Annotated in this window: 27 protein-coding genes; 12 read left to right on the top strand and 15 right to left on the bottom strand. The window is 69.6% G+C overall.

Features of this window, described 5'->3' with window-relative positions; translation table 11 throughout:
- Positions 1-81: 81 nt before the first annotated feature.
- Together LRG07_RS07245 and LRG07_RS07240 are read right to left on the bottom strand one after the other, a co-directional pair.
- Positions 82-1113: a type IV pilus twitching motility protein PilT gene (locus tag LRG07_RS07245; protein WP_238637132.1), complete on the bottom strand. Its 1032-nt coding sequence runs from the start codon at positions 1111-1113 to the stop codon at positions 82-84.
- Between the two features lie 159 nt (positions 1114-1272).
- Entirely contained in the window at positions 1273-2811 is a 1539-nt protein-coding gene (locus LRG07_RS07240) for an AMP-binding protein (RefSeq protein WP_238633027.1), read from the bottom strand.
- 148 nt (positions 2812-2959) lie between these two features.
- On the opposite strand from LRG07_RS07240, the gene LRG07_RS07235 reads away from it, so the two are divergent.
- From LRG07_RS07235 to LRG07_RS07215, 5 genes are all read left to right on the top strand, one after another.
- Entirely contained in the window at positions 2960-3616 is a 657-nt protein-coding gene (locus tag LRG07_RS07235; protein WP_201168143.1) for a GntR family transcriptional regulator, read from the top strand.
- Between the two features lie 163 nt (positions 3617-3779).
- Positions 3780-4805 carry a TRAP transporter substrate-binding protein DctP gene (gene dctP, locus LRG07_RS07230; RefSeq protein WP_238642055.1) on the top strand — a complete coding sequence of 342 codons (1026 nt, stop codon included), beginning with the start codon at positions 3780-3782 and terminating at the stop codon, positions 4803-4805.
- Positions 4806-4897: 92 nt separating this feature from the next.
- Complete coding sequence (locus LRG07_RS07225) at positions 4898-5425, top strand: TRAP transporter small permease (protein ID WP_201168138.1); 528 nt, start codon at positions 4898-4900, stop codon at positions 5423-5425.
- Positions 5426-5455: 30 nt separating this feature from the next.
- Positions 5456-6766 carry a TRAP transporter large permease gene (locus LRG07_RS07220; protein WP_201168135.1) on the top strand — a complete coding sequence of 437 codons (1311 nt, stop codon included), beginning with the start codon at positions 5456-5458 and terminating at the stop codon, positions 6764-6766.
- Positions 6767-6770: 4 nt separating this feature from the next.
- Complete coding sequence (locus LRG07_RS07215; RefSeq protein WP_238642054.1) at positions 6771-8165, top strand: malonyl-CoA decarboxylase; 1395 nt, start codon at positions 6771-6773, stop codon at positions 8163-8165.
- Between the two features lie 36 nt (positions 8166-8201).
- Here the strand turns inward: LRG07_RS07215 and LRG07_RS07210 are convergent, their stop codons facing one another.
- A complete protein-coding gene (locus LRG07_RS07210; protein WP_238642056.1) occupies positions 8202-9320 on the bottom strand; it encodes a PilT/PilU family type 4a pilus ATPase in 1119 nt (372 codons plus the stop codon).
- Positions 9295-10701 carry a sensor domain-containing diguanylate cyclase gene (locus LRG07_RS07205; protein ID WP_201168130.1) on the bottom strand — a complete coding sequence of 469 codons (1407 nt, stop codon included), beginning with the start codon at positions 10699-10701 and terminating at the stop codon, positions 9295-9297. The genes LRG07_RS07210 and LRG07_RS07205 overlap by 26 nt, the downstream gene beginning before the upstream one ends.
- Before the next feature lie 369 nt (positions 10702-11070).
- Here LRG07_RS07205 and LRG07_RS07200 point away from each other — a divergent pair, with 369 nt between their 5' ends.
- The 4 genes from LRG07_RS07200 to LRG07_RS07185 all read left to right on the top strand — a co-directional run bounded on the left by LRG07_RS07200 (position 11071) and on the right by LRG07_RS07185 (position 16076).
- Positions 11071-12570: a protein adenylyltransferase SelO gene (locus tag LRG07_RS07200; protein WP_238642053.1), complete on the top strand. Its 1500-nt coding sequence runs from the start codon at positions 11071-11073 to the stop codon at positions 12568-12570.
- 66 nt (positions 12571-12636) lie between these two features.
- Positions 12637-14103, top strand: coding sequence for a circularly permuted type 2 ATP-grasp protein (locus LRG07_RS07195; protein ID WP_201168126.1), 1467 nt, complete (start codon positions 12637-12639; stop codon positions 14101-14103).
- A complete protein-coding gene (locus LRG07_RS07190; protein ID WP_201168125.1) occupies positions 14103-15035 on the top strand; it encodes an alpha-E domain-containing protein in 933 nt (310 codons plus the stop codon). Before LRG07_RS07195 ends, LRG07_RS07190 begins: the two co-directional genes overlap by 1 nt.
- Before the next feature lie 3 nt (positions 15036-15038).
- Positions 15039-16076, top strand: a complete 1038-nt coding sequence (locus tag LRG07_RS07185) for a putative zinc-binding metallopeptidase (protein WP_201168124.1) — start codon at positions 15039-15041, stop codon at positions 16074-16076.
- A 125-nt stretch (positions 16077-16201) separates the two neighbouring features.
- Here the strand turns inward: LRG07_RS07185 and LRG07_RS07180 are convergent, their stop codons facing one another.
- The 4 genes from LRG07_RS07180 to LRG07_RS07165 all read right to left on the bottom strand — a co-directional run bounded on the left by LRG07_RS07180 (position 16202) and on the right by LRG07_RS07165 (position 18501).
- Complete coding sequence (locus tag LRG07_RS07180) at positions 16202-17074, bottom strand: hypothetical protein (RefSeq protein ID WP_238642052.1); 873 nt, start codon at positions 17072-17074, stop codon at positions 16202-16204.
- Between the two features lie 25 nt (positions 17075-17099).
- Positions 17100-17288 carry a hypothetical protein gene (locus LRG07_RS07175; RefSeq protein WP_201242802.1) on the bottom strand — a complete coding sequence of 63 codons (189 nt, stop codon included), beginning with the start codon at positions 17286-17288 and terminating at the stop codon, positions 17100-17102.
- A gap of 116 nt (positions 17289-17404) precedes the next feature.
- Positions 17405-18157 (bottom strand): proteasome-type protease, encoded by a 753-nt coding sequence (locus LRG07_RS07170; RefSeq protein ID WP_201242803.1) that lies wholly within the window; start codon positions 18155-18157, stop codon positions 17405-17407.
- Positions 18158-18306: 149 nt separating this feature from the next.
- On the bottom strand, positions 18307-18501 hold the full coding sequence (locus LRG07_RS07165) for a hypothetical protein (protein WP_201168112.1): 195 nt from the start codon (positions 18499-18501) through the stop codon (positions 18307-18309).
- Positions 18502-18663: 162 nt separating this feature from the next.
- Here LRG07_RS07165 and LRG07_RS07160 point away from each other — a divergent pair, with 162 nt between their 5' ends.
- The 3 genes from LRG07_RS07160 (at position 18664) to LRG07_RS07150 (ending at position 21063) form a co-directional block, all read left to right on the top strand.
- On the top strand, positions 18664-19425 hold the full coding sequence (locus LRG07_RS07160; protein WP_201242804.1) for a class I SAM-dependent methyltransferase: 762 nt from the start codon (positions 18664-18666) through the stop codon (positions 19423-19425).
- A 49-nt stretch (positions 19426-19474) separates the two neighbouring features.
- Complete coding sequence (locus tag LRG07_RS07155; protein ID WP_238642051.1) at positions 19475-20251, top strand: MBL fold metallo-hydrolase; 777 nt, start codon at positions 19475-19477, stop codon at positions 20249-20251.
- A 71-nt stretch (positions 20252-20322) separates the two neighbouring features.
- Positions 20323-21063 carry an outer membrane beta-barrel protein gene (locus tag LRG07_RS07150; protein WP_238642050.1) on the top strand — a complete coding sequence of 247 codons (741 nt, stop codon included), beginning with the start codon at positions 20323-20325 and terminating at the stop codon, positions 21061-21063.
- Here the strand turns inward: LRG07_RS07150 and LRG07_RS07145 are convergent.
- Genes LRG07_RS07145 through LRG07_RS07115 form a run of 7 tightly spaced genes read right to left on the bottom strand, consistent with a single transcriptional unit; the run spans position 21060 to position 26268 of the window.
- Entirely contained in the window at positions 21060-21497 is a 438-nt protein-coding gene (locus LRG07_RS07145) for a SoxR reducing system RseC family protein (RefSeq protein ID WP_201168106.1), read from the bottom strand. The genes LRG07_RS07150 and LRG07_RS07145 overlap by 4 nt on opposite strands.
- The gene (locus LRG07_RS07140; protein ID WP_201168104.1) at positions 21494-21790 is read right to left on the bottom strand and encodes an RnfH family protein; all 297 of its coding nucleotides are present in this window, start codon (positions 21788-21790) and stop codon (positions 21494-21496) included. Before LRG07_RS07140 ends, LRG07_RS07145 begins: the two co-directional genes overlap by 4 nt.
- Positions 21787-22482 (bottom strand): electron transport complex subunit E, encoded by a 696-nt coding sequence (locus tag LRG07_RS07135; protein ID WP_207190267.1) that lies wholly within the window; start codon positions 22480-22482, stop codon positions 21787-21789. Before LRG07_RS07135 ends, LRG07_RS07140 begins: the two co-directional genes overlap by 4 nt.
- Positions 22475-23146, bottom strand: coding sequence for an RnfABCDGE type electron transport complex subunit G (locus LRG07_RS07130; RefSeq protein WP_201168102.1), 672 nt, complete (start codon positions 23144-23146; stop codon positions 22475-22477). Before LRG07_RS07130 ends, LRG07_RS07135 begins: the two co-directional genes overlap by 8 nt.
- Positions 23143-24216, bottom strand: a complete 1074-nt coding sequence (locus LRG07_RS07125) for an RnfABCDGE type electron transport complex subunit D (protein WP_238642049.1) — start codon at positions 24214-24216, stop codon at positions 23143-23145. The genes LRG07_RS07130 and LRG07_RS07125 overlap by 4 nt, the downstream gene beginning before the upstream one ends.
- Positions 24213-25733, bottom strand: a complete 1521-nt coding sequence (gene rsxC, locus LRG07_RS07120) for an electron transport complex subunit RsxC (RefSeq protein ID WP_238642048.1) — start codon at positions 25731-25733, stop codon at positions 24213-24215. Before rsxC ends, LRG07_RS07125 begins: the two co-directional genes overlap by 4 nt.
- Positions 25723-26268: an RnfABCDGE type electron transport complex subunit B gene (locus LRG07_RS07115; RefSeq protein WP_201168096.1), complete on the bottom strand. Its 546-nt coding sequence runs from the start codon at positions 26266-26268 to the stop codon at positions 25723-25725. Before LRG07_RS07115 ends, rsxC begins: the two co-directional genes overlap by 11 nt.
- Positions 26269-26271: the final 3 nt, after the last annotated feature.

The raw sequence follows: 26271 nt of genomic DNA, 5'->3' as shown, positions 1-26271 counted from the left end.
TGTGATCGCGCCCGGGCTGTGTGCGCCCGTGGGTTCGCAGCGACCAGCCGTAAACGCCCAAACCGGTGTACGCAGGCGCCCTCAGGCGAGCCCGTGCGCAGACGCCGCCGTGGCCACCGCGTGTTCCACCTCGCCGCGCTGGAGCAGCCGCTGCAGGGCGTGATCGAGGGTCTGCATCCCCTGCGCCTGTCCCGTCTGGATCGTCGAGTACATCTGCGCCACCTTGTCCTCTCGGATGAGGTTGCGGATGGCCGAGGTGCCGATCATGATCTCGTGGGCCGCGACACGGCCGCCGCCGATGCGCTTGAGCAGGGTCTGCGAGATGACCGCCTGCAGGGACTCCGACAGCATGGAGCGGACCATGGCCTTCTCGGCGGCGGGGAAGACGTCGATGATGCGGTCGATGGTCTTCGGCGCCGAGGACGTGTGCAGGGTGCCGAAGACCAGGTGACCGGTCTCGGCGGCGGTCAGGGCGAGGCGGATGGTCTCCAGGTCGCGCAGCTCGCCGACCAGGATCACATCCGGATCCTCGCGCAACGCCGAGCGCAAGGCGGCGTCGAAGCTCTGCGTGTCGCGGTGGACCTCGCGCTGGTTGATCAGCGAGCGCTGCGGCTCGTGGACGAACTCGATGGGATCCTCGATGGTAAGGATATGACCGGCGTCCTGGCGGTTCTTCTCGTCGATCATCGCCGCCAGGGTGGTGGACTTGCCGGAGCCGGTGGGCCCGGTGACCAGGATCAGTCCCCGTGTCAGCCGACACAGGTCCTGGAAGATCGTCGGCGCCTGTAAACCCTCCAGCGTGGGGATGTCGCTCGGGATGGTCCGGAAAACCGCGCCCATGCCGCGGTCCTGCTGGAAGGCGTTGACGCGAAAGCGGCCCAGCCCGCGGGCGGCGAAGGAGAAGTCGGTCTCCATCCGCGCCTCAAGCTCGCGGCGCTGGCCGTCGTTCATGATGTCGTAGACGCGCCGCTGCACTTCCTTGTGGCTGAACGCCGGCGCGTCGATGCGGCGGATGTCGCCGTCCACGCGGATGATGGGCGGCTGCCCGGCCGAGAGGTGCAGATCGGAAGCGCCCTGCTCGACGGCAAAGCGGAGGAGGTCCGTGATGTCCATATGCACCCTCGGGATTTTGTAAACGGTGTTTGCAGATTATCAACCCTGGGTGGGGCGGACAATACGGGCCGGACATCCCGACGCGCCGATGGCGCGCCGGGGTGTTCCCGCGGGGAGGGACGGGGTGTTGCCACCGCCGCCTGAGCCGGCAGCGGTGGCCTAGGCGGAGTGCTGCTCGCGTAGGACGTTCTTTTGCACCTTGCCCATGGTGTTGCGCGGTAGCTCGTCGACCACGTGGACCTGCTTAGGCACCTTGTAGCCGGCCAGCTCGGCCTTGAGCCGCTGGATCAGGGTCTCGCCGGCCGGCGGCCGGTTGGCATCGGCGGGGACGATGAACGCGGTCACGGCCTCGCCAAGGTCCGGGTGGTCCAGCCCCACCACCGCCGACTCCTGCACCTCATCCATGGCGTCGAGCTCGTTCTCCACCTCCTTGGGGTAGACGTTGTAGCCGCCGCTGATGATCAGATCCTTTTCGCGGCCGATGATCGCGTAGTAGCCGTCCTCGCTGACCTGCGCCATGTCGCCGGTGATGAAGAAGCCATCATCGGTGAACTCCTCGCGGGTCTTCTCCGGCAGTCGCCAGTAGCCGTTGAACACGTTCGGGCCCCGAATCTGCAGGGAGCCGGGTGTTCCCGGCGGCACCTCGTGGCCCGTGTCATCGACGATCCGCGCCCGGACGCCGGGCAGGGGGCGTCCGACCGTGCCCGGCCGACGCTCCCCATCGAGGGGGTTCGACAGGTTCATCCCCGTCTCGGTCATCCCGTAGCGCTCGAGGATCGCGTGGCCGGTGCGTGCCCGCCACGCCTCGAAGGTCTGCTCCTGCAGCGGTGCCGAGCCGGCGACGAACAGCCGCATGGTTCGGCACTGCTCGGCGGTGAGCCCCTCGTGCTGAAGGAGCCGGGTGTAGAAGGTCGGTACGCCCATGAGCACCGTCGCTTCGGGCAACAGGGCAACGATCTGCCCGGCGTCGAAGCGCGGCAGGAAGTGGATGGTCGAGGCCCCGAGCATGGCGCAGTGGAGCGCCACGAACAGGCCGTGGACGTGGAAGATCGGCAGGGCGTGGATGAGCACGTCGTCGTGGCGCCACCCCCAGGCGGCCTCCAGCGCCAGGGCGTTGGCGCTCAGGTTGCGGTGGGAGAGCACCGCGCCCTTGGGGCGGCCGGTGGTCCCCGAGGTGTAGAGGATGCTGGCCGGGTCGTCGGGATGGACGGCGGCGGTGGCGGGGGCCGGTCCGATGCCGGCGGCCGCTTCTTCCAGCAGGCTTCCGCCGCCCGCGGCATCGAGGGTCTCCAGGCGCGTCGCCGGGTGCTCGGCGACGATCCCACGCAGCAGTTCGGCACGCTCCGGGGCGCCCACCACGAGGCGGGGCTCCGCATCCTGGATGAAGAAGGCGAGCTCGGATCGCTTGTAGGCGGTGTTCAGGGGCAGGAAGACCGCGCCGGCGTGCAGGCAGGCGAGGTAGAGGGCGACTGCCTCGGGGCTCTTGTCGACTTGCACGGCCACCCGGTCGCCGCGCCGGACCCCGATCTGCTCCAGGACCGCGGAGAGGTGCTCGGCCAGGCCGAAGGCCTCGTCGTAGGTCCAGGTTCCGCGCTCCGGTGTGATCAAAAAGGGCTTGGACGGAGTCGCCGCGGCCCGTTGCGCCAGGGTGGTGTAGAGGTTGTGAGCGGCCGGATGGCTCGTGGGTTGCGGGGTCATCGCTCCTCCTCGCCTTCTTCTTGCGGGGCGGGCCGGGCGTGGCCGGAGCCCCGGTTGCGTGGCGTATTCGTCGCCATGTTGACGGCGTGCATTATAGATTCTACATTCATAATTACAAACCGCCAACGCCAGGGAGTCACGCAAGGCCATGGCCAATTCGCTTCGCACCAAAGCTATGTACAGCCAGGTTGCAGACCTGTTGCGGGAACGGATCTTCCGGCAGGAGCTCAGCCCGGGGGATCGGGTGGATGAGCTTGCGCTGGCCGAGGAGCTCGGCGTCAGCCGGACGCCCGTCCGCGAGGCGCTGAAGATCCTCGACGCCGACGGCCTGGTCACGCTCGAGCCGCACCGGGGCTGCCGTGTGCGCGAGCTGTCCCAGGACGATCTGGCCCACCTGTTCCCGGTGATGGCCGTGCTGGAGGGGCTCATCGCCCGCGAGTGCGTGGAACGCATCGATCAGCAGGCGGTGGATGAGCTCTTCGAGCTGCACGAGCAGCTGGAGGCCGCCGCGGCCGACGGCGATATCGACCGGTACTACGAACACAACTACCGCTTCCACACCCGGCTGCAGGAGCTGTGCGGCAACCCCTATCTGCAGCGGGTGGCGGCGGAGCTGCGCCGCATCCTGATCCTGGCCCGCCACCGGCAGCTACGCACGCCGGGTCGCCTGCAGGCCTCGCTCGGGGAGCACCGGCAGCTGATGGAGGCGTTCCGCGATCGCGATCCCGAGGCGGCGGACGCCTGCATGAAGGGCCACCTGCTCGAGCAGGGGCGCACGCTGGTGGGCGGCGGGCAACGCCACTGAACCGGATACCCCGAACCGACAGGCACCAATAAGGGAGGATCCAGCCATTCGAGAGCAGTAAGCGAGACCCGATCCGGCCGTCGCTGCGGACAACAAGACCCGGTCACCGGGCACCGGCGACGGTCGGATCCCGACGATCCAATGCCGCTTGGGAGGAGTCCCGATGAAAAACAGTCATCCGCAACGCCGGATTGCGCAACTGAGCGTGTCCGCTGCCGCCGCCGCGGTCCTCGCGGCTGGTTCTTCGAGCCTCGCCGCCAGCGAGGTCCGGCTTACCGCGTCCCACCAGTGGCCGGGAGGCCAAGGGGATTTTCGGGATGAGATGGTGCAGATCCTCGCGGATCGGGCCACCGAGTCCGATACCGGTCTGGAGATCCGTGTCTACCCCGACTCGTCCCTGTACGGGGCCCGTGAGCAGTGGCCGGCGATCGCGCGCGGCCGTCTCGATATCACCGCGCTACCGCTGGCCTACGCCGGTGGTCGGCATCCGGAGTTCAACCTGACCCTGATGCCGGGGCTGGTCAAGAATCACGATCACGCCCAGCGGCTCAATGAGTCCGCATTCATGGACGAGATCGTCGAGGTCATGGAGGACAACGGCGTTAAGGTCCTGGCCCACACCTGGCTGGCCGGCGGTTTCGGGTCCAACGAGCAGTGCATCACGGCCCCGGAGGACGTCGACGGCGCGCAGATCCGCGGTGCCGGGCAGTCGTTCGAGACGATGCTCTCGGCCGCGGGGGCGTCGATCAACTCGATGCCGAGCTCCGAGATCTACACCGCGCTGCAGACCGGCGTGCTCGACTCGGCGCTGACCAGCTCGGCGAGCTGGGTCTCCTACCGGCTCTACGAGCAGACCGAGTGCGTCACCCCGCCGGGGGATTACGCGCTCTGGTTCATGTACGAGCCGATCCTGATCTCCAAGGCGTCGTTCAACGACCTGACCGAGGCGCAGCAGCAAGTCCTCCTGGAAGCAGGCGAGGAGGCCGAGGCCTTCGCCTACGAGGCGGCGCAGGAATCGGATCAGGAGATGATCGAGCTCTTCCGCGAGCAGGGCGTCGAGGTGGCTTTCATGGACGACAGCGACTTCGAGGCCTGGCGCAGCGTCGCCGAGGAAAGTGCCTTCCCGCAGTTCGTGGAGAGCACCCCGCGCGGCCAGGAGCTGCTCAATAAGGCCCTGAGCGTCGACTGACGCGGGAGCCGACCGCCACGGGGACGCGCGTACCCATCGGTGCCACGGTGCGCGCGTCCCCCTCTTCCCACCGTGTGACGGGAGAACCTGCCATGGATCTATTCCTGCGCGTGGTGCGGGGCCTCAACGCGGGGGCCGCGACGCTCGCCTCCCTGATGCTGGTCTTGGCCGCTCTGGTGGTCTGCCAGATGGTCTTCGTCCGCTACGGGCTGAATCAATCGACGTACTGGCAGACGGAGCTGGTGACCTTCCTGCTTGTGGGCGCAACCCTGCTGGGCAGCCCGTACGTGCTGCAGCAGCGCGGCCACGTGACCATGGATCTGCTGCCCATGCTGCTCGGGTCACGCGGCAAGCGGATCCTGGCGGTCGTCGCCAACACCCTCGGGTTCGGCTTTGTGGTCCTGCTGCTCGTGACCGGCTTCATCTGGTGGCTGGAGTACTACGAGACGCAGTGGCGCTCCATGTCCGTCTGGGGGCCCCGGCTGTGGATCCCCTACCTGGCCATGCCGGTGGGCATGCTGCTGCTGAGCCTGGAGTACATCGCCCAGACCGCGGCCATCATCACGGGCCGCGAGCGCCCCTTCCCCAGCGAAGCCGAGCAACTGCTCAAAGAACAATAAACGGGGCAGTGCCGCGAGGAGGAGAACTGCATGACTGTCATCTGGATCGCACTGGCCATCCTGGCCGTGTTGCTGGTCTTTCTGTTGCTCGGTACGCCGGTGGCCTTCTCCCTGGGGCTGACCGCTGCGGCGTTCCTGATCTTCTTCGAGGGGGTCGGGGCGGTGGAAATGCTCGCCGAGCAGCTCTACGGGTCGATGGACAAGTTTACGCTGGTGGCCATCCCCATGTTCATCCTGATGGGCGCGGCCATTGCGTCCTCGCGGGCCGGCGCCGACGTCTACGAGGCGCTGCACCGTTGGCTCTATAAGGTGCCGGGCGGGCTGGTGGTCTCGAACATCGGGGCCTGTGGTCTGTTCTCCGCGCTGAACGGGTCGTCGCCGGCGACCTGTGCCGCCATCGGCCGGATGGGCATCCCGGAGCTGCGCCGTCGCGGTTACCCCGAGGGGTTGACCACCGGGGCCATCGGCGCCGGCTCGACGCTGGGCATCCTGATCCCGCCGAGTGTCACCATGATCATCTACGGCGTGGCGACGGAGACCTCCATCGGCCGCCTCTTCCTGGCCGGGATCCTGCCCGGGATCCTGCTGATCGTCCTCTTCTCGATGTGGGCGGTCTTCGTCGCCTGGCGTTCCGGGACGCTCGCCCGGCTGGAGAGCGACATCCACTACTCCTGGAAGGACCGCTTCGCCAAGCTGCCCAAGCTGATCCCGTTCTTTCTGATCATCGTGTTCATCATGTGGGCGCTCTACGGCGGGGTGGCGACCCCGTCGGAGGCGGCCGGGGTCGGTGCCGTGGCAGCGATCCTGATGGTCGTGGTGCTCTACCGGATCTGGCGGCCGCGGGCGTGGTGGGGCATCGTCCATTCGGCCATGCGCGATTCGGTGATGATCATGATGATCATCGGCTGCGCCGGTTTGTTCGGCTTCATGCTCTCCTCGCTCCACGTCCCGCAGGCCGCGGCGGCGGCCGTGGCCGCCCTGGACGTCAATCCGTGGACGCTGATGGCAGTGATCAATGTCTTCCTGCTCATCGCCGGGCTCTTCCTGCCGCCGGTGGCGGTGATCCCGATGACCGCCCCGATCCTGCTGCCGATGGTCCTGGAGGCCGGCTTCGATCCGATCTGGTTCGGGATCATCATGACCATCAACCTGGAGATCGGCCTGATCACCCCGCCCGTGGGGCTGAACCTCTTCGTGCTCAAGGGGATCGCACCGGACGTGCGGCTTGGGGCGATCCTGCGCGGGGCATTGCCGTTCATGCTGCTGATGCTCCTGGCCATCGTGATCATTTCCATCTTCCCGGCCATTGCCACGGGATTGCCCGACGCACTGATGGGGTGACGCCATGAAGACAGCCTGGTGGAATCGTCTGGTGGATTCGGTAGCCGATCGGGGGCTGCGGCTCTCGCGGGTCAAGGGCGGTGCGAAGACCAGTCGGCAACTGGCGGATCACTGCCGGGAGCTGCTAACCAGCCGGGGCGAGGCCAGCGGCGCGGCGCTGGCCCGGGAGGTGGTCCGCGGTCTGGAACGCCTCGATCCGGAAGGTACCGGGAACTTTCTGCAGGCGCTGCGCGACGAGTTCGAGTGCGATGCCGATCAGGTCCGCGAGGCGGCGGAACGCTACCGGCAGAGCGGCGGCCGGGACGGTCTCGATGCGCTCAAGCGCGTGGCCGAGCCGCCGCGCCAGGAGCTCTTCCGCCGGCTGAACCGGGCGCCCGACGGAACGCGGGTGCTGGTGGCCCTGCGCGAGCACCTGCTCGAGAGGCTCCGCGAGGACCCGGGCCTGCGGCCGGTGGATGAGGACCTGCGGCATCTGCTCAGCTCCTGGTTCAATCCGGGGTTCCTGCAGCTTCAGCGTATCGACTGGGACAGCTCGGCGCGGCTGCTCGAGAAGCTGATCAAGTACGAATCGGTCCACGCCATCCAGGGCTGGGAGGATCTGCGCCGGCGCCTGGCAGGCGACCGGCGCTGCTTCGGCTTCTTCCATCCGGCCCTGCCCGGCGAGCCGTTGATCTTCGTCGAGGTGGGGCTGGTCCAGGGAATCCCGGAACGCACCGGGCCCCTGCTCTCGCCGGAGGAGCCGGTTGCCGATCCCGCCCAGGCCGACACCGCGGTCTTCTTCTCCATCAGCAATTGCCAGTTCGGGCTGCGCGGCATCTCCTTCGGCAACTTCCTGCTCAAGCAGGTTATGGAGGAGCTGGCTGCGGAGTTCCCGCAGGTGGAGCGGTTCGTCACGCTCTCGCCGGTGCCCGGGCTCGCCCGGGCGCTGGAGGGGGGCGACGGTACGGAGCCGGCGATCGATCGCGCCTGGCTGGAACAGCTGCTGGCGGACGACCGCGACCGTCTGCACAAGGCTGCGGGCGAGGGCGATACGGTCGCGGCCTTCCGGCTGCTGCTGGCCGAACCCCACGGACACGAGGCGGTGCTGGCCGCCCCCCTGGAGCGAGTCGCCCGGGCCTACCTGACCCGGGTCAAGCGCCGGGGCACGGTGGCCGATCCGGTGGCCCGCTTCCACCTGAGCAACGGGGCCCGGCTGGAGCAGGTCAATCCCTTCGCCGATGATTCGGCGGCGCGGCTGCGCGAGTCCTACGGCCTGATGGTGAACTACCGTTATATCCGCGAGGACGTGGAGGCCAACCACGAGCACTTCGTGCGTACCGGCGAGGTGGTCCTCGCCCGGCGCCTGGCGAAGCGGCAGAAGGAGATCGAGGGGGCGCGCCGCGACCGCGCTTCGGGATAACCCGGGCGCTGCCGGGGGCGGCGGCGGGGCGGTGGCTCAGCTGCGCAACCGCAGCCCGCTCCCGCCCGACGGCGTCGCGTCGGTGCCGTCCTCCTCCCGTTCGAGCTTCACCCGCAGCCGCACCTCGTTGGCCGAGTCGGCGTGGGCGAGGGCGTCCTCGTAGCGGATCCGGCCCTCGGTGTAGAGCTGATACAGGTGATGGTCGAAGGTCTGCATGCCGGCCTCTTCGGAGGCCGCCATGGTGGCCTTGAGGGTGTCGATCTCGCCGTTGCGGATGCGCTCCTGGACCAGGGGCGTATTGAGCAGGACCTCCAGCGCTGCGACGCGGCCGTGGCCGTCGGCAGCGGGAATCAGCTGCTGGGCGACGATCGCCTGCAGGTTCAGCGACAGGTCCATGAGCAGCTGCTCGCGCCGGTCGGCGGGGAAGAAGTTGATGATCCGATCCAGGGCCTGGTTGGCGTTGTTGGCGTGCAGGGTGGCCAGGGTCAGGTGACCGGTCTCGGCGAAGGCGACGGCGTAGTCCATCACCTCGCGGGAGCGCACCTCGCCGATGAGGATGACGTCCGGGGCCTGGCGCAGGGCATTGCGCAGGGCCGTCTCGAAGTCCGCAGTGTCCACCCCGACTTCGCGCTGGGTGACCAGGCACTGCCGGTGCGGGTGGATGAACTCCACCGGATCCTCGACAGTGAGGATGTGCCCCGGGGCGGCCGCGTTGCGTTCGTTGATCATGGCGGCCAGGGAAGTGGACTTGCCCGTGCCGGTTCCGCCGACGAAGAGGATCAGCCCGCGCTTGCGCGTGGCCAGTTCGCGCAGCACGCCGGGCAGGGCGAGGTCGTCCAGGGTGGGGATGGCGGTCTCGATGCGCCGGATGACCAGGCCGGGCTCGCCGCGCTGGTAGAAGGCGCTGACCCGGAAGCGGGCGCCGGTCTCGGTGACGATGGCGAAATTGGCTTCGCGGGTCTGTGCCAGCTCCGCCTGTTGTGTGTCGCTGAGGGTCTCGGCGACCAGCTCGCGGACTGCGGCGGAGTCCAGCGTGTTGGCCTCAAGCGCGGTGACGGTGCCGTCGATCTTCAGCGCCGGCGGCGCCCCGACGGTCAGGAACAGGTCCGAGGCGCGGCGGGCGACCGCCTCATCGAGCAGGGGCTGCAGGCCCATCATCGGCGGTCTCCGGGAGCCGGGAGTAGCGGACGGACTGGTTGCGGCCGTTGTGCTTGGCGGCGTAGAGCGCGCGGTCGGCGCGCTGTTCAAGGGTCTCTAGGGAGGTGCCGGCCTCGGCCGCGGCCACCCCGAGGCTGACCGTGACCGTGCCCACGCCCTCGAAGGGCGTTTGGGCCACCTGGCGGCGGATGCGCTCGGCCAGGGTCTTGGCGCCTGCCTCGTCGGTCTGGCTGGCCAGGACCAGGAACTCCTCGCCGCCCCAGCGGCCCATGTGGTCGGTCTCGCGCAGGACGCTCTCGATGCGCCGGGCCATCTCCCAGAGGACGGCGTCGCCGGCGCCGTGGCCGTAGCGGTCGTTGACGCGCTTGAAGTGATCCACATCGAACAGCAGCACGGCGAATGGCGTACCGTGCCGGGTGAAGGCGGCCTGGGCGGCGCGCAGCAGTTGCTGGATCTTGGCCCGGTTGAACAGGTCGGTGAGCGGGTCGTGGGCGGCCCGGTACTCCAGCTCGCTCTGCAGCTCGCGCTGCTCGGTGATGTCCTCGTTGGTGCCCACCAGCCGCTGGGTCCGTCCGTGCGGATCCTCGATGCCCTGCCAGACGGCGCGGATGTGGCGCTGCTCACCGTCGGGACGGCGGATGCGGAACTCGATCTCGCGGCGTTCGCCGCGCCCGGCGCCGGGGCTGCTCGCTGCATGCAGCCGGTCCTGGTGCTCCGGGACCAGCAGGGCCAGCCAGTCCTGGTAGGTGACCGGCCGCTGCGATTCGTCCAGGCCGTAGATGGCCATCATGCGCTCGTCCCAGTGGTAGGTATCGGTTTTCAGGTCGTACTCCCAGACGCCGAGCCCGGCCGCCTCGGTGGCCAGTTTCAGGCGCTGTTCGCTCTCGCGCAGGGCGTGCTCGTAGTAGTCGTACTGCCCCGTGAGGTCGGTCATGGCCAGGGCCACCAGCGGCGGCCCGTTTCCGCTGTCCGGGAGGGGCGCGGCATTGACCGAGAGGACGTGCCGGCCGCGCTCGGCGGTGTGGATCTCGCAGCGGGCGTCGAACAGCGGCGTGCCGGTGATCGCCACCAGGCGGAAGGCGAGCAGTTCCGACGGCGGATCCGGGGCCCGATCGTCGCCGGGCGGGGTGGTGTGGTTGAGATCGAGGAGCTGCCGCGCCTTGGGGTTGGCGAAGATGATCCCGCCGCGCTCGTCGAGCACGGCGATGGCCGCCGCCTCCGTGGCCAGCACCAGCGCCGGCAGGGCCAGGCGCGCTTGGTCCTCATCGCCGCCGGTTGGCACCGGCGAAACGGTAAACGCCCCCTGGAGTGCCTCCAGGGCGCGGCGGATCAGTCGCTGGGCGTCGTCCTTGTCTGCGCGGCTATCGTCTGGCGCCATTCAAACTACCCGATCTTGAGCCCGCGGCAGCCGCGCTGGGGGGCGCGCAATCCCTGCCTGTCCCGGGGGTTGCCCGTGGCATCTACCGTAAGCCAGCACCGGCCCGGCGTCCACCGCGGGAGCCCCGTCGCCACCCAGGCGCGAAAGCCTGCCTTTTCTTCTGGGTATTCAAGATACCATGTCCACTCGATTCCTTGTTGGTTGGCCGGTGCGGCGCGCCGGCCGAAGGAATGGCCGTGGGCAGCCCGGAGCCGGCGGGCCGGAGCGGTTCCATCGGCGGGGCCGGTTTTCCCGGACGCCGGGTGGGCCGAATGCGCGCCGTCATCGCGGCATCATGGAATCCCAATCAGCGGATTGCGGGGTGGTGCCGTGCGTCCACCGCTCAGCGAGATCGACAGCCTGCCTTGGGAGGCGACCTACGCCGCGCTGCCCGATCGCTTCCATGCCCGGCTCGGGCCGACCCCGGTGGCGCGGCCGCAGTGGGTGCGGCTTAATCGCCCGCTGGCCCGGCAGCTCGGGCTCGAGCCCCAGTCGCTGGCGGGCGAGGCGGGGCTGGCGGTATTCGCCGGCAATCGGGTGCCCGCCGGGGCGGATCCCGTTGCCCAGGCCTACGCGGGGCATCAGTTCGGGCACTTCGTCCCGCAGCTCGGCGACGGCCGGGCGCTGCTCCTCGGCGAGCTGATCGATGTCGACGGCGTTCGGCGCGATATCCAGCTCAAGGGCGCCGGACCGACGCCGTTCTCCCGCGGCGGCGACGGGCGCGCGCCCATCGGCCCGGTGGTGCGCGAGTACCTGGCCAGCGAGGCGATGGCCGCCCTCGGCATCCCCACCACCCGCACCCTGGCGGCGGTGGCCACCGGCGAAACCGTCTGGCGCCACAGCCCGGAGCCTGGCGGGGTCCTCACCCGGGTGGCGTCGAGCCACGTGCGCGTGGGGACCTTCGAGTACTTCGCTCGGCGCGGTGACCAGGCGGCCGTGCGGCGGCTGGCCGACTACGTCCTGGTCCGCCACTATCCACACTGCACTTGGGCACCGCAGCCTTATCAGGCGCTGCTCGAGGCGGTGGCCACTGCCACCGCGGAGCTGATTGCCGGCTGGATGCACGTCGGGTTCATCCACGGCGTGATGAACACCGACAACCTCTCGGTGGCCGGCGAGACCATCGATTACGGGCCCTTCGGCTTCCTCGACGCCTTCGATCCAGGCACCGTCTACAGCTCCATCGACCACTTCGGGCGCTACGCCTTCGATCAGCAGCCGGCCATCGGCGAGTGGAATCTGGCGCGCCTGGCCGAGGCGCTGCTGCCGCTGCTCGACGACGACCCGGACAGCGCCGTGGATCGCGCCCGCGAGGCCCTGAGCCGCTACCGGCCGCACTTTGAGGCGGTCCATCGCGCCGGGTTGCGGGCGAAGATCGGTTTGGCCGAGGCGCGCCCCGGCGACGATGATCTGGTCCACGACCTGCTCCGGCGTATGGCGGCGGAAGGGGCCGACTGGACCCTGACCTTCCGGCGGCTCGGCGAGCTGGACGGGACCGATGCGCGCGGGGATGATGGGTTCCGGCAGGGGTTCCGGGATCCGCAGGCGGCGGATGCGTGGCTGTCGGCCTGGCGGGCGCGGCTGATGGCGGAGCGGCGCAGCGATGCCGAGCGCCGCGCGGCCATGCGCGCCGTCAATCCGGCGTTCGTCCTGCGCAATCACCTGGCGCAGTGGGCCGTGGACGCCGCCACCGAGCGACTGGACTTCGCCCCCATGGAACGGTTGCTCGGGGTGCTCGCCGATCCGTGGTCGGATCAGCCGGAGCACGCCGATCTGGCCCGGCCCCCGGAGATGGGGCAGGCGGTGGTGCGCACCTTCTGCGGGACTTGAACGCCCGGGTGGGAAGCCTGGCACGGTGTGTGCTTAGCTAAGGGAGGGCGAGAGAGGAGCTCCCCAATGGCACCCCGATTCCAAGGCTTCGACACCGATCAGCGTTACGACGAGCTGTTGCAGCCCGATGGCCGGCCGCGCCCGGCGGCGCGGTTGCTGTTCGAGTACCTGAGCTCGATCTGCGAGGACGACCTGGCCGAGCGCATGCGGGCGGTGGACGCCTTCATCCGCGACAAGGGCGTGACTTTCACCGTCTACAGCGACGGCGAGAACATCGACCGCGCCTGGCCCCTGGACGTCATCCCCCGCGTGGTGGACGCCCGCGAGTGGGGGCGGATCGAGGCCGGGCTCAAGCAGCGGCTTACCGCCCTCAACCGCCTGATCGAGGATCTCTACAACGAGCAGGCGGTGATCCGGGACGGCATTCTGCCCCGCGAGATCCTCGAGCAGTCCCGCAACTTCCGGCCGCAGTGCCAGGGCCTGAAGCTCCCTTATGGTGCATGGGCCCACATTTGTGGCACCGATTTGGTGCGCGACCGCGACGGGACCCTCTACGTCCTGGAGGACAACCTCCGCGTCCCCTCCGGCGTGTCGTACATGCTGGAGAACCGCGAGGTGATGAAGCAGGTCTTCCCCGAGCCGTTCGAGGGCTCCGGCATCCGGCCGCTGGACCACTACCCCGGGCAGCTGCTCGACGCCCTGATCAGCCTGGCCCCGGCCGACGCCGACAACCCCGAGGTGGTGCTGCTCACCCCGGGCGTCTACAACGCCGCCTACTTCGAGCACACCTACCTGGCGCAGCAGATGGGCATCGAGCTGGTGGAGGGGCGGGATCTGTTCGTCGGCGAGGACGACTGCGTCTACATGCGCACCATCTACGGCCCGGTGCGCGTGCACGTGATCTACCGGCGCATCGATGACGACTTCCTCGACCCGGAGGTCTTCCGCCCGGACTCGGCCCTGGGGGTGCGCGGGCTCATGCGGGCCTGGCGGGCAGGGCGGGTGGCCATTGCCAATGCCCCGGGGGCCGGCGTGGCGGATAACAAGGCGGTTTACTCCTTCGTGCCGGAGCTGATCCGTTACTACCTGGACGAGGCGCCGCTGCTGGCCAATGTCCCCACCTGGCGCTGCCTGTTCGAAGACGAGCGGGCCTATGTGCTCGACCATCTGGACGAGTTGGTGGTCAAGCCGGCCAACGAGTCCGGCGGCTATGGCATGCTCATCGGCCCCCACGCCGATCCCGCCACGCGCAGCGCCTTTGCCGAGCAGATCTGCCGCGATCCGGCCAACTTCATCGCGCAGCCGACGCTCAGCCTGTCCACGGTGCCCACGTTCAACGGCGAACACCTGGAGCCGCGCCACGTCGACCTGCGCCCCTTCGTTCTCCAGGCGGCGCGGCAGCACGTGACCACCGGCGGACTCAGCCGTGTCTCCAACGCCCGCGACTCGCTGGTGGTCAACTCTTCTCAGGGCGGCAGCAGCAAGGACACCTGGGTGGTCGATGTGAGGTCCGACGAGCAGGAGGGCGGCTGATGCTTTCGCGCCTGGCCGAACACGTCTACTGGATGGCCCGCTACCTGGAACGCGCCGAGAACACCGCGCGGCTGATCAGTACGGGCACCCATCTGGCGCTGGATCAGCCCCACGCGGTGCGCATCGACTGGCGGGCGCTGATCGAGGTCCTTGGCGGGCCCGAGGCCGCCGCGCACTGCGACCCGAACCTCACCCCGGAGCGGGCCGCCATGGTGCAGCTCATCCCGGCCTCGGAGCACCCGAGCTCCATCCACGCGGCCATCGCCCGGGTGCGCGAAAACGCCCGCACCGTGCGCGATCTGCTCCCCGACGAGCTGCGCGAGCGCATCAACCAGCTCTATTTCCACACCCACCGTGGCGCCGGTACGGCGGTGGAGCGGGCCCACCGCTTCGACTACCTGCGCGGGGTGATCGAGTACGCCCAGGGGATCAGCGGGGTGATCGAGGGTACGCTCTCCCGCGGGCCGACTTACCAGTTCCTGATGCTCGGCCGGCATCTGGAGCGGGCCGACATGACCACCCGCACCATCGACGTGCGGGCGGCGACGCTGCCGCGGGACGAGGACGACCACCCGCCGACCTGGGACGACGCGGTGTGGATGAACATGCTCCGCTACCTGGGCGGCTACAGCCAGTTCCGGCAGCAGCGCGGCCCGGGGATCCAGGGGCCGGCGGTGGTCGACTTCCTGCTGCGCGATGACCGTTTCCCGCGCTCGGTGCGCTTCTGCACCCAGCGCATGGAGCGGGCGCTGGAAGAACTCCCGCACCCCGAGGCCCCGTGCCGGCTGCTCGCCGCCGCTGAGCGCCGCGCCACCGCCCCGGTGGAAGTCCCGCTGGATGCCGGGGCGCTGCACCGGCGGCTGGACGCCCTGCAGGTTGATCTGAGCCAGGTCCATGACAGCCTGGGTGAGACCTACTTCTCGGACGGCTGAGCCATGCGCCTCTTCCACTGCGCCTGCGGCAACCGGCTGCACTTCGGCAATACCCGCTGCCTGAGCTGCGAGCGGGCGCTGGGGTTCGATCCGCGGCGCCGCGCCGTGGTTGCCCTGGATGCCGGCGCCGACGGGTTGTGGCGGGCCGCCGGCGGCGGGCGGCAGCGCTACCGCAACTGCGCCAACGTGGCCGCTGCCAGCTGCGACTGGCTGGTGCCCGCGGAAAGCGGCGACGCCCTGTGCCTGGCCTGCCGCCTGACGGATACCATCCCCGACCTGGATAACGAGCTCAATCGCATCTACTGGGGGCGGCTGGAGGCGGCCAAGCGCTACCTGATCACGGATCTGCTGCGCCTGGGCCTGCCTCTGGCCGATCGCTGGCAGGATCCGCAGCGCGGCCTGGTCTTTCAGTTCCTGGCCGATGCCGACACCCCCGAGGGGCCGCAGCAGATCATCACCGGCCACGCCGGGGGGCGGATCACCATCAACGTCGCCGAGGCCGACGAGATCCACCGCGAGCGTACGCGCATCGCCCTCGGCGAGGCCTACCGTACGCTGCTCGGGCACATGCGCCACGAGATCGGCCACTACTACTGGATGCGGCTGATCGAGGGCTCGCCGTGGCAGGAGCGCTTCCGCGAGCTATTCGGCGACGAGCGTGAGCCCTACGAGCAAGCGCTGCAGCGCTACTACCAGCATGGCCCCCAGGGGCCGGATTGGGCCGTGCGGCACATCAGTGCCTACGCCGCCTCGCACCCCTGGGAGGACTGGGCCGAGAGCTGGGCCCACTTCCTGCACATCACCGACGCCCTGGAGACCGCCGGGGTCTATCAGCTCACCGGTCTGCCGCAGCCGGGCGAGGACATCGAGCGGCTGCTGGAGCGCTGGCACGAACTCAGCGAGGCGCTCAACGCCCTGGCGCGCAGCCTGGGGCAGCGCGACCCCTATCCCTTCAAGGTCACCGCGCCGGTGGCCGAGAAGCTGCGCTTCATTCAGCAGGTGGTGGAGTCGGCCGGGTCCAGCGGCGGGGCGGGGAGCTGATCGAACAGCTGCTGCAGGCCGTCGCGCCAGGCCTCGCGCAGTCCCGCGAAGTATGGGTCGTCCGGCTGGAAGGCGCGGTAGTGGCCGGGGTCGAGGCGCGGCTGATCAGTATAGCCCGAAGGTAGCTATCGGCGGACCGATCGTCGGTTTTGTGCGATTCGATTACGTACCCGCTGCCGGCGGTTTTCGATGCGCTCGCGCAAGGCCGGCATCTCGGACTCCCAGAACGCCGGGTTGAGCGGGGCCTCTTCGCGAAGCGGCACGCCCTCGGTGATATCGACGCCGTCATCGACGTACAGTTGCGCATAGCGCGCCGTAGCGCTGCGTCTCATGAGTTCCTGGATTCCCCACCGTGCCTCTTTGCGGACCTGCTTTCGCGCATCCGCATCCCCCTTCCCGGGATCCGCAGCGTAGGCTGCCTGTGCGACGAGGTATTTGCGGACAATGGGCAGGAGCGCCCGGATCCGGTTTAGTGTGAGCAGAGTGCGCTTGCTCGGCAGGTCGATGAAGTTTTCGCATAATGCGATGACCACGTGGACCGGATGGAGTATGGGATACGACAGCGGTTGTCGGCCCCCGTCCGGGTGGAACAGTCTTTCGGCGTGCCGTTCGATCTCTGCGGCCTTGAGTCCGTGTGGGCCGTGTAAAAGATCGATCGCGAGATCCAGCCCGGGGCCATGATAATTGGGGACGCGGAGTCGGGCGAGTTCCGGGGTGGCGTCGTCGAAACCGGGCCAAGCGATCTCGGCGCCAATAGCATCAGCAAGGCGTTGGATGCGAGCCTTGAATCCGCCCGGTTCGCCGCCTCGAAGTTGGAGGTCGACGTCTACGGTGTCCAGCGGATGGCTTTCGTTAACAGCCGAGTGATCGGCGTTGGTGAGGGCAAAATACCACTGAAAACCGGCATTTCCCCCGATCAGGATAAAGTCTTCAGTAGAGCCGCCGGCCTGTTCGTAGGCGGCGTAGATTTCGGCGATGGAGTTCCGTAGGTCTGCCACCTTGCAGCAGCTGCGAGGGCGGTAATCAGGGGGCGAACCGTCCGCCGGGGTTCCAGGCTACCGCGCCGATCTGTGCACGCCGCCGCTGCATTTCGGCACGCAACTCCTCCCGTGACCCGTGGCGCAGCAGTTCCTCAAGACGCTGACGCTCTTGCTCTTGCCGCTCGCCAAGTTCACGGAACGAGATCTCGGGCTTTGCCGGGTTCATAGCCATGGTACCTCGATCAGGGGACGCCACGCTTATCGTTAGCGATGGCCGTTGACTTGTCAACGCTGTTGGCATGCGACTGGAGAGCGTGGGCGAGGCTGGGCCGAGAAGCTGCGTTTCATTCAGCAGGTGGTGGAGTCGGCCGGGTCCAGCGGCGGGGCGGGGAGCTGATCGAACAGCTGCTGCAGGCCGTCGCGCCAGGCCTCGCGCAGTCCCGCGAAGTAGGGGTCGTCTGGCTGGAAGGCGCGGTAGTGGCCGGGGTCGAGGCTGTCCCGACGGTAGGTGAGCAGCTCCACGGGCGGGCCCACGGAGAGATTGCTGCGCATGGTCGAATCGATGGAGATCAGCGCACAGGTTGCCGCCCGGTCCAGTTCCAGCCGTTCGGAGACGATGCGGTCGAGGATCGGCTTGCCGTACTTGGTCTCGCCGATCTGCAGGAACGGGTGCAGCGGTGAGGCGGTGATGAAGTTGCCCTGGGGATAGACCATGTAGATCCCCGGCGCCTGCCCCTGGATCTGGCCGCCGATCAGAAAGGTTGCCTCCACGGCCAGGCCGGTCTGCTGGCCCGACTGCTCCACGGTGCGCCGCTGCAGCTCGACGCTGACCTCGCCGAGGTACTCGGCGGCGTCCTCGAGCGTGGCCGCGGTGGCCAGCGAGGGCTCAGCGCCGGATTGCCAGTCGCGGTTGAGCCGCCGGACCACCGCCTGGGTGGTGGCCAGGTTGCCGGCGGAGAGCACGACAAGATTGCGCTCGCCCGGCCGGGCGTACGCGAACATCTTGCTGTAGGTGCTGACCTGGTCGACGCCGGCGTGGGTGCGGCTGTCCGATGCGAAGACCAGGCCCTCATCCACCGCGATGGCGAGGCAGTAGGTCATACCCTACGGACCGTAGCAGCGGGGGCGGCGGACCACAACGCGTCCGGTGTAGGGGTGGGCGACCGCTACTGTCTTCGCCAGAGCTGCTCGCAGTAAAGCCGTCTACGCTCGCGCTCCGGCGCAGTCGATCCGGACGGCCCAGGTGCGCTCTATTTGATGATGCCTTTGTACTGGTAGATCAGGTAGCTGCATCCGGCACCTGCCAGAACCGAGACCACCAGCCAGTCCATCGAGATCAGCCGCGGATCGACGGCGATCGCGATGAACAGCATGTAGAGAACGGCGAAGGCCACACCGGTCAGGCCAACCAGCGCCAGCTTGCCACCGAGCGTGTCGAATTCCATCGTCCCTCCTGAGCATTCTGTCGGACTCTCCCTGTGGGAAAGGTACGCGCGCAGGCTCCTGAACACAATGGTCCGCGGTGTCGTGCCGGGCGGTGTCCGGCTTGACCCGCGGGGGCCTCAGCGGGAGGATACGCCGCAAATCAGCGAAAGGGAGAAGCCCGCATGAGCGACACCGGTGTCAAGACCGACGAAAAGAAACAGCACTTCGACGATATCTACATCGCCGACTCCCCGGTTCCTTTCAAGGAACAGATCCTCGACGCCCTCGATTACGTCTCCGATAACTTCAATCGCCAGACCTTCGATCGCCTGATCCTGCCCTGGGTCGAGAAGCAGACCGCCGGTGGCCAGCCGGTGAACTTCGTGGACCTGTGCGCCTGCTTCGGCAACACCACCATGGCCACCCTGTACGGCATGGACTTCGAGGCCATCCGCCACAACTGGCGCGATCGCGACGCCGCACTGAACATCGAGGCCGAGCGCCGCTTCCCCGCGCGCGTCACCGGGATCGACATCTCCGGCAGTGCGCTCGCCTACGGCAAGCAGGCCGGTATCTACGACGAGACCATCGAGGCCGACCTTAACGCCCCGCCGGCCGAGACGCAGCAGGCCGTGGAGCGCACCATGGCCGAGGCCGATGTGGTCATCTCCACCGCCGCGCTGGTCTACTTGGAGCCGGAGGCCATCGAGAAGATCCTCGACGCCTTTGCCAGCAAGCAGGGGGAGGGGTACATGCTGGTCAACTTCCTCAATCCCTTCGCCCTGGAGAAGGCCGACGCCACCAAGCGCATGCTCCTCGAGCGCTTCGAGTTCGTCGGCAGCATGGCCTCGCGCCACCGGCGCATGTCGCAGCTCGAGCAGGAGAACTATCCTGGCGAGGAGTGGTCGCTGCTGGAGATCTGGGTCCTGCGCCGCAAAGGCTGAGTGACCCTCGGGTCGTCCCGGGCGGCGACCCGAGACCACCGGAGGGGCGATGGAGCTGCGCGCGCTGGGCACGAGTGGCGGAATCGGCCAGGGGCTGCGCACCACCGCCTTTCTGGTGGACGGCTGGCTGCTCGTCGACGCCGGCAGCGGCGTCGGCGACCTGACCGCCGCGGAGCTCGGCGGCATCCGCGATGTGCTGCTGACCCACGCCCATCTGGATCACACCGCCTACCTGGGGCTGATGGCGGACGCCCGTATCGGTGACGGCACCCCGCCCATCCGGGTCCATGCGCCTGCGCCGACGCTCGACGTGTTGCGCGAGCACCTGTTCAACGGCGTCCTGTGGCCGGATTTCACCGCCATCCCCACCCCGCAGGAGCCGGTGCTTGTCTTCGAGCCGCTGCCCTCCGCTCAGGCTTTGATCCTCGGTGCGTTCCACATCACGCCGCTGCCGGCGCGGCACAGCGTCCCGGCTGTGGGCTATCGCATCGACGATGGCAGCGGCAGCCTTGTCTTCAGCGGCGATACCGGTGCCTCGCCGGCGCTGCGTGAGCGGCTTGAAGAGCTGGGGATGCCGGATGCCCTGATCATCGAGTGCGCCTTCCCCGATGCCCTGGAATCCCTGGCCCGCCAGGTCGGCCACTACACGCCAGCACAGCTCGTTGACGAACTGCGGCACTGGCCCGCAGGCGTGCGGGTGTGGGTCACGCACCTCAAACCCGGTGCGGCGGCGCGTATCGAGGAGGAGCTGCGCGAGCAGGCCGCTGCCGCAGGGGTGCACTGCGAACTGCTGCGTGGCGGCGACGTCCTGCAGATCGGCCGCTGAGGCTGGCGTTGAATCGCCGCGGACGAGCGGTTAGGTTCCGTACTCACCCCGCCGCGTGGGCCGGTTCCCGGATGCGAGCAAGCGACAACCCGCAATCACGCCCGAGCCGGGCTCGGGCAGGCATCGCCTGGGCGCTGCTTCTCGTCCTCGGGGTGGCGCCGGCCGCCGCCGAGGAGCAACGACCGCAGAGCTACGTCCAGCTGGCCTTTGCCCAGGTCGTCTTCGACGGCTCGCTGAGCGTCCGCCCGGAGGGGGATCCGGACGCTGAGGCCATCGACTACCGCCGGGCCATCGGCGGCCACCTGCGCGCCTCCTGGCAGTCCGCCGCGGGCGGTTTTCTTTACTTCGACTATCTGGGCACGGATGCCTGCGTCGGCGACTGCCTGGGGGGCGGGGACGCCGAAGATACCCGCGCCGCCCTGGAGCACTACGCCTTCGGCCTGGGCTGGCATCGGAGCGACGTGGTGGCCGGGACGGACGTGTACGCCACGGCCGCCCGCGAGCGGCGCAACGTCGAGAAGTGTGAGGAAGACGACGACGACGCCTGCCGGGAGGACCGCCGGGCCGGTGCCACCGTGGGGTTGGGTGTGCAGCGACCGTTGTCCGAGCGCTGGAGCGTGGGCGCCCACTATGCCTACTACCTGGGCATGGACGACCCGGACGATCCCGAGGAGCGTCTGCTGCGCATCGGCAATGGTCGCCTGACCCTGAGCGCCCGTGTCGAGCTGGTGGAGGGACTCTTTGACGGCGTCTTCGAGTACGAGGAGTCGCGCAATCGCGGCGGGCGTGTCGGCGTCCGCCTGCGCTTCTAGGCGCTGCCGGGGCGGCGCAGGCTCAGTTGCCCGGTTGGGCTGCGGCGACGCTGCAGCAGACGCCGTGCGGCCAGTAGTCCAGCCACCAGACCCGCCGCCGCGCTGGCCACGGTGCCCGGGGTGCCGGCGCCGAGTCCGGCGTCGGCGAGCAGGGCGCCGCCGAGCAGGCCGGCCAGCGGCAGCAGGTAAACGGCCAGGGCGCCGCCGAGCAGGGCGCCGGTAGGCACCGAGACCACCACCGCCTCGCCGGCGTGGGCGCCGATGGCGTTGCGCACCCACACGCCCCGCGCCCCGCGGTGGCGGTCCAGCAGCTGCGCGCCGCAGGCCCCGCGCGCCTTGCAGGCGCCACAGGCCGCCGGCCGGTCGGCGTGGACCCGGGCCTGATCGCCGCGGGTCTCGATGACCACCGCCTCGCGCTCCAGGCAGCCGCTCATGAATCCGCCTCTTCGCCGGCCAGGGCCTCCGGGTCGGCGGTGATCGGCCGGTAGACCTCCACGCGGTCGCCGTTCTCGAGAACCCGATCAGCCTTGACCGGCTTGGCGAAGACGCCGAGCTTGAGCGCGCTCAGCTCCAGGTGCGGGAAGCGCTGCTGCAGGCCGCTCTGTGCCACGGCCTGCGCGGCGGTGGTCCCCGCCGGCACCTGCAGGCAGCGCCAGAAGTGCTCACTGCCCTCGACGTAGGCCACCGAGACCTGCAGGGGGTCGTTCTGCGCCTCGTGCTCGCTCATGTCGTCTGTGCCTCCCGGCGTCGATCCAGCAGCCGCTTGCCGGCCATCAGAAATCCTAACGCGATAAAGCCCCCCGGCGGCAGCACCATGAGCAGGAAGCCGGGGTAATCAGGGAAGACGGTGATCTCCAGGAAAGCGAAGGCATCCCCGAGCATCAGCCCGGCCTGGTCGAACAGGGTGCCGGCGCCGAGCAGCTCGCGCACGCCGCCGAGAACGACCAGGATGGCGGTGAAGCCCAGGCCCATCATCAGTCCGTCAAAGGCGGCCTCGGCGGGCGGATGGCGCGAGGCGAAGACTTCGGCCCGGGCCAGGATGGCGCAGTTGGTCACGATCAGCGGGATGAACAGCCCCAGCGCCTGGTAGAGGGGGTTGAGGTGGGCCTCCATGAACAGATCCACCACGGTGACCAGGGTGGCGATGAGCAGGATAAACACCGGGATGCGCACCGGGTCGGTGATCAGCCCGCGCAGGGTGGAGACCAGCACCGCTGCGAGCACCATCACGAACAGCGTGGCCAGACCCAACCCCAGACCGTTGGTGGCGGTAGAGGTCACCGCCAGCAGCGGGCAGAGGGCCAGCAGCTGAGCGAAGACCACGTTGTTGTCCCAAAGCCCCTCACGGGCGATGCGCCGCCAGCGGCCCTCGGGGGCGGGTGCTTCCCGGTCGGCGAGTCCGGCATCGGTGTCAGCCATCGTCGGTCTCCTCGGTTGCGCCATCGGCGGTCCGCTGGCGGCCGGCGCGGGGGTCGAGCAGCCGGTCCTGGTGGGCCTCGAAGGCGTGCAGGGCGGCGTGGACGGCCTCGACCACCGCCCGCGGGGTGATGGTCGCACCCGTGAACTGGTCGAACTCGCCGCCGTCCTTCTCCACGGCCCAAGCCTCTTCGGGGGGATCGCCGAGGGAGCGCCCCTCGAAGGCGTCGATCCAGTCGGAGCGTTCGGCCTCGATGTCGTCGCCGAGCCCCGGGGTCTCCCGGTGCTCGGTGACGCGTGCGGCCAGGATTTCGCCGTCGCGGTCGATGCCGACGATCACCCGGATGGTGCCGCCGTAGCCCTGGGCCTGACTCTCCAGCGCCACCGCCGTTACTGCATCGCCCTCCACGTGCTGCCAGCCGGTGTGTCGGCGGCCGTCGTGCTCGACGGTGACGGTGCGCTCCAGCGGGGCGTCGGCGGCGCTGTGTACCGGCGTGACCTGGGCGATGCGCTCGCCGAGCTGGCGCTCGCGGGCCGCCTCGATCGGCTCGCGGGTCTGCAGGTCGGCAATGACCAGCGCGGCGCTGCTGAGCAGGGCCACCATGCCGAGCAGGGTGACGTGGTAGGCGGTGCGCTGCTGGTAGCTGGGGCGCTCCGGCGTGCTCATGGGGCCTCCCGGTCCGTGCTCAGCGGCGCGCCCAGCCGGGTCCGGCCGTAGACCCGGGGGCGGATCCAGTGGTCGATCAGCGGGGTGAAGGCGTTCATCAGCAGCACCGCGAAGGCGGTGGCCTCCGGGTAGCCGCCGTAGGTGCGCACCACCCAGACGATCAGCGCACAGCCGGCGGCGAAGACCGCACGGCCGAGGGTGGTGGCCGGCGAGGTGGTCGGGTCGGTGGCGATGAAAAAGGCCGCCAGCAGGGTCGAACCGGCCAGGATATGGACGCCGGCATCGGCGTAGCGATCCGGGTCCAGCAGGTGGAAGCCGCTGGCGAGCAGCGCCAGGGTGGCGAGCATGACCACCGGGATCTCCCAGGCGATGACCCGCCGGTAGATCAGGTAGAGCCCGCCCAGGGCGAGCAGCAGTGCCGAGCCCTCCGCCAGGCTGCCCGGCGCGTAGCCGAGCAGGGCCAGCGCCGGCTGATAGGCCTCGGGCAGGGCGGTCTCGATGCTTTGCCCCTCGGTGACCGCGGTGCGCGCGGTGTCGAGGGTGGTGGCGCCGGTGACCGCGTCCCAGTCAGCAGCGCCGGCGAAGGTGATCCCGAGCGATTCCAGGAAGCCGGGGGCGGTTGCCGAGCCCAGGGGGGCCGGCTCCACCCAGCGGGTCATTTCCACCGGGAAGGCGATGAGCAGGGCAACGCGGGCGACCATGGCGGGATTGAAGAGGTTCTGCCCGGTGCCGCCGAAGACCCCCTTGCCCAGGATCACCGCCAGCAGTCCGCCGATCACACCGATCCACCACGGCGCCCAGGGCGGCAGGCTCATGGCCAGGATCCAGCCGGCGACCAGCGCGGAGCTGTCACCCACGCCGCTGCGTACCGGGCGTCCGGCCGCGCGCAGGCAGGCGGCCTCGGCGGCCACCACGGTGACCAGGGTGATCAGCAGCAGATTGAGGGCCGGCCAGCCGTAGAGCCACACCCCGAAGGCGGTGGCGGGTGCTGCGGCGAGCAGCACCTGGCGCATCAGGGTGGGCAGGCTCAGCGGGGCCCGGGTGTGGGGGCCGGCAACCAGCTCGCTCACGTCTGAGTCTCCTTCTCCTCGTTTTGCGGCTGCTCCTGGGCTGGACTTTCCGAATCGCCGCCGGCGGCCTTCTGCTGCGCCCGCTGGCGGCGGCGGGCCGCGGCGGCGGCCTTCTTGCGTTCCTGCTCGCGTCGCTGGCGCTCCGCCCGCTGCTCGGCCATGCGCCGCTGCAGTTCGCTGCGCTCCTTGGCGGCGGCTTGCTCGGCGCGCTGACCGCGGGCGTGGTGGAAGAGCTGGACCAGCGGCCGCGCCGAGGGACAGACGTAGGCGCAGGAACCGCAGGTCAGGCAGTCCATCAGGCCGCTGGCCGCGGCGCCGTCGACGTCGCCGGCGGCGGCGCGGTTGGCGATCTCGAAGGGCATCAGCCCCATCGGGCAGGCATCGACACAGCGCCCGCAACGGATGCAGGGGCGCCCTTCGGTCTCGCGGATCTCCGCGGCGGTCAGGGCGATGACGCCGTTGGTGCCCTTGGCCACGCCGGCCTCCAGCGGGGCCACCTGGCCCATCATCGGACCGCCGGCGAGCACCCGGGCCGGGTCCTCGCGCAGCCCGCCGGCCGCCTCGAGCAGGGCCTGCAGCGGCAGACCCAGGGGCACCTCGAAGTTCGTCGGCTCGGCCACGGCGCCGCCGCCGACGGTGACCGGACGGCTGATCAGCGGTCGGCCGTGGCGGGCGGCGCGGTGGACGGCGTAGGCGGTGCCGACGTTGTGCACCACCACGCCGATATCCGCCGCCCGCGCCCCGGCGGGTACCTCGCAGCCGGTCAGCGTGTAGATCAGGTGTTTTTCCGAGCCCTGGGGCCAGAGGCTCGGCACCGGCACCACGTCGGGGCCGCCCAGGGCGTCGGTGGCGCGGCGCAGGGCGTGGATGGCCTCCGGCTTGTTGTCCTCGACCCCGATGGCGGTGCGCTCGGCTCCCAGGGCGCGGGCCATCAGCTGGGCGCCGTCGATGATCCCGGCGGCGCGCTCGCGCATCAGGCGGTCGTCGCAGGTCAGGTACGGCTCGCACTCACCGCCGTTGAGGATCAGGGTGGCCACCGGCTGCCCGGCGCCGAGCTTGACCGCCGCCGGGAAGGCGGCGCCCCCCATGCCGACGATGCCCGCCTCGGCCACCCGGGTGGCGATGGCCATAGGGTCGAGCTGCCCGGCCGGCGCGGTCATCGGGTCCGGCAGCTGCGGCGCCCAGCGCTCCTCGCCGTCGGGTTCGATGATCACGGTGGGGACGGTCAGCCCCGAGGGGTGCGGCGCCGGATGGCGGTCAATGGCCACCACCCGGCCCGAGGTGGGGGCGTGGACGGCGGCCGAGAGGCCGGCTTCCGGCGTGCCGATGCACTGCCCCTTGGCGACGTCCTGGCCCGGTGCGACCGCCGGCAGGGCGGGCGCGCCGATGTGCTGGGCCAGCGAGACGTAGAGCCGCTGCCCGGCCCGCAGGGGTTCCAGCGGGGCCTCTGCGGTGGATTGCTTGCGCGACTCGGTGCGTACGCCGCCGCGGATGATCTTTGGTTTGCTAAGCAGCACGGTCGCAGGCCTCCGTCGGTCGCGGCCAGCGCCAATTGGCCAGGGTGACCGGCTCCGGGACCATCTCCAGCGCGCCGGTGGCGCAGACGTCGATGCACGCCGTGCAGCCGGAACACGCCTCGGGCAATACCCCGTGGATCTGCTTGGGTGCGCCGATGACCGCATCGGTGGGGCAGGCCTTGATGCACTTCAGGCAGCCGGTGCACAGGTCCTCGCGGGTGACCCGCGCCACCCGGCGGACGCCGTCGTCGCCGTCTTCCAGGACCAGCGGCTGCCCGGTGATCCGGGCAATCTCCTCGGCCACGGCGCGACCGCCGGGCGGGCAGAAGTTCACCGGCAGCTCGCCGGCGGCCACGGCCCGGGCGCCGACGCTGCAGCCGGGCAGGCCGCACTGGCCGCAGTTGGTACCGGGCAGGACGCGCTCCACCTCCTCGGCGGTCTCGTCCGGCGGCGGCTTTAGATACTGCGCGGCCACGGCCAGCAGGAACCCGATCACCAGCGCCATCCCGGTCAGAACCAGCATCGCTGCATACATCGC

Origin of the sequence: Halorhodospira sp. 9622 (assembly GCF_022228025.1) — a bacterium.
Lineage (GTDB): Bacteria > Pseudomonadota > Gammaproteobacteria > Nitrococcales > Halorhodospiraceae > Halorhodospira > Halorhodospira halophila_A.
The sequence above is the reverse complement of the archived record's forward strand: the minus strand, read 5'-3'. Positions and strand labels throughout refer to the sequence as shown.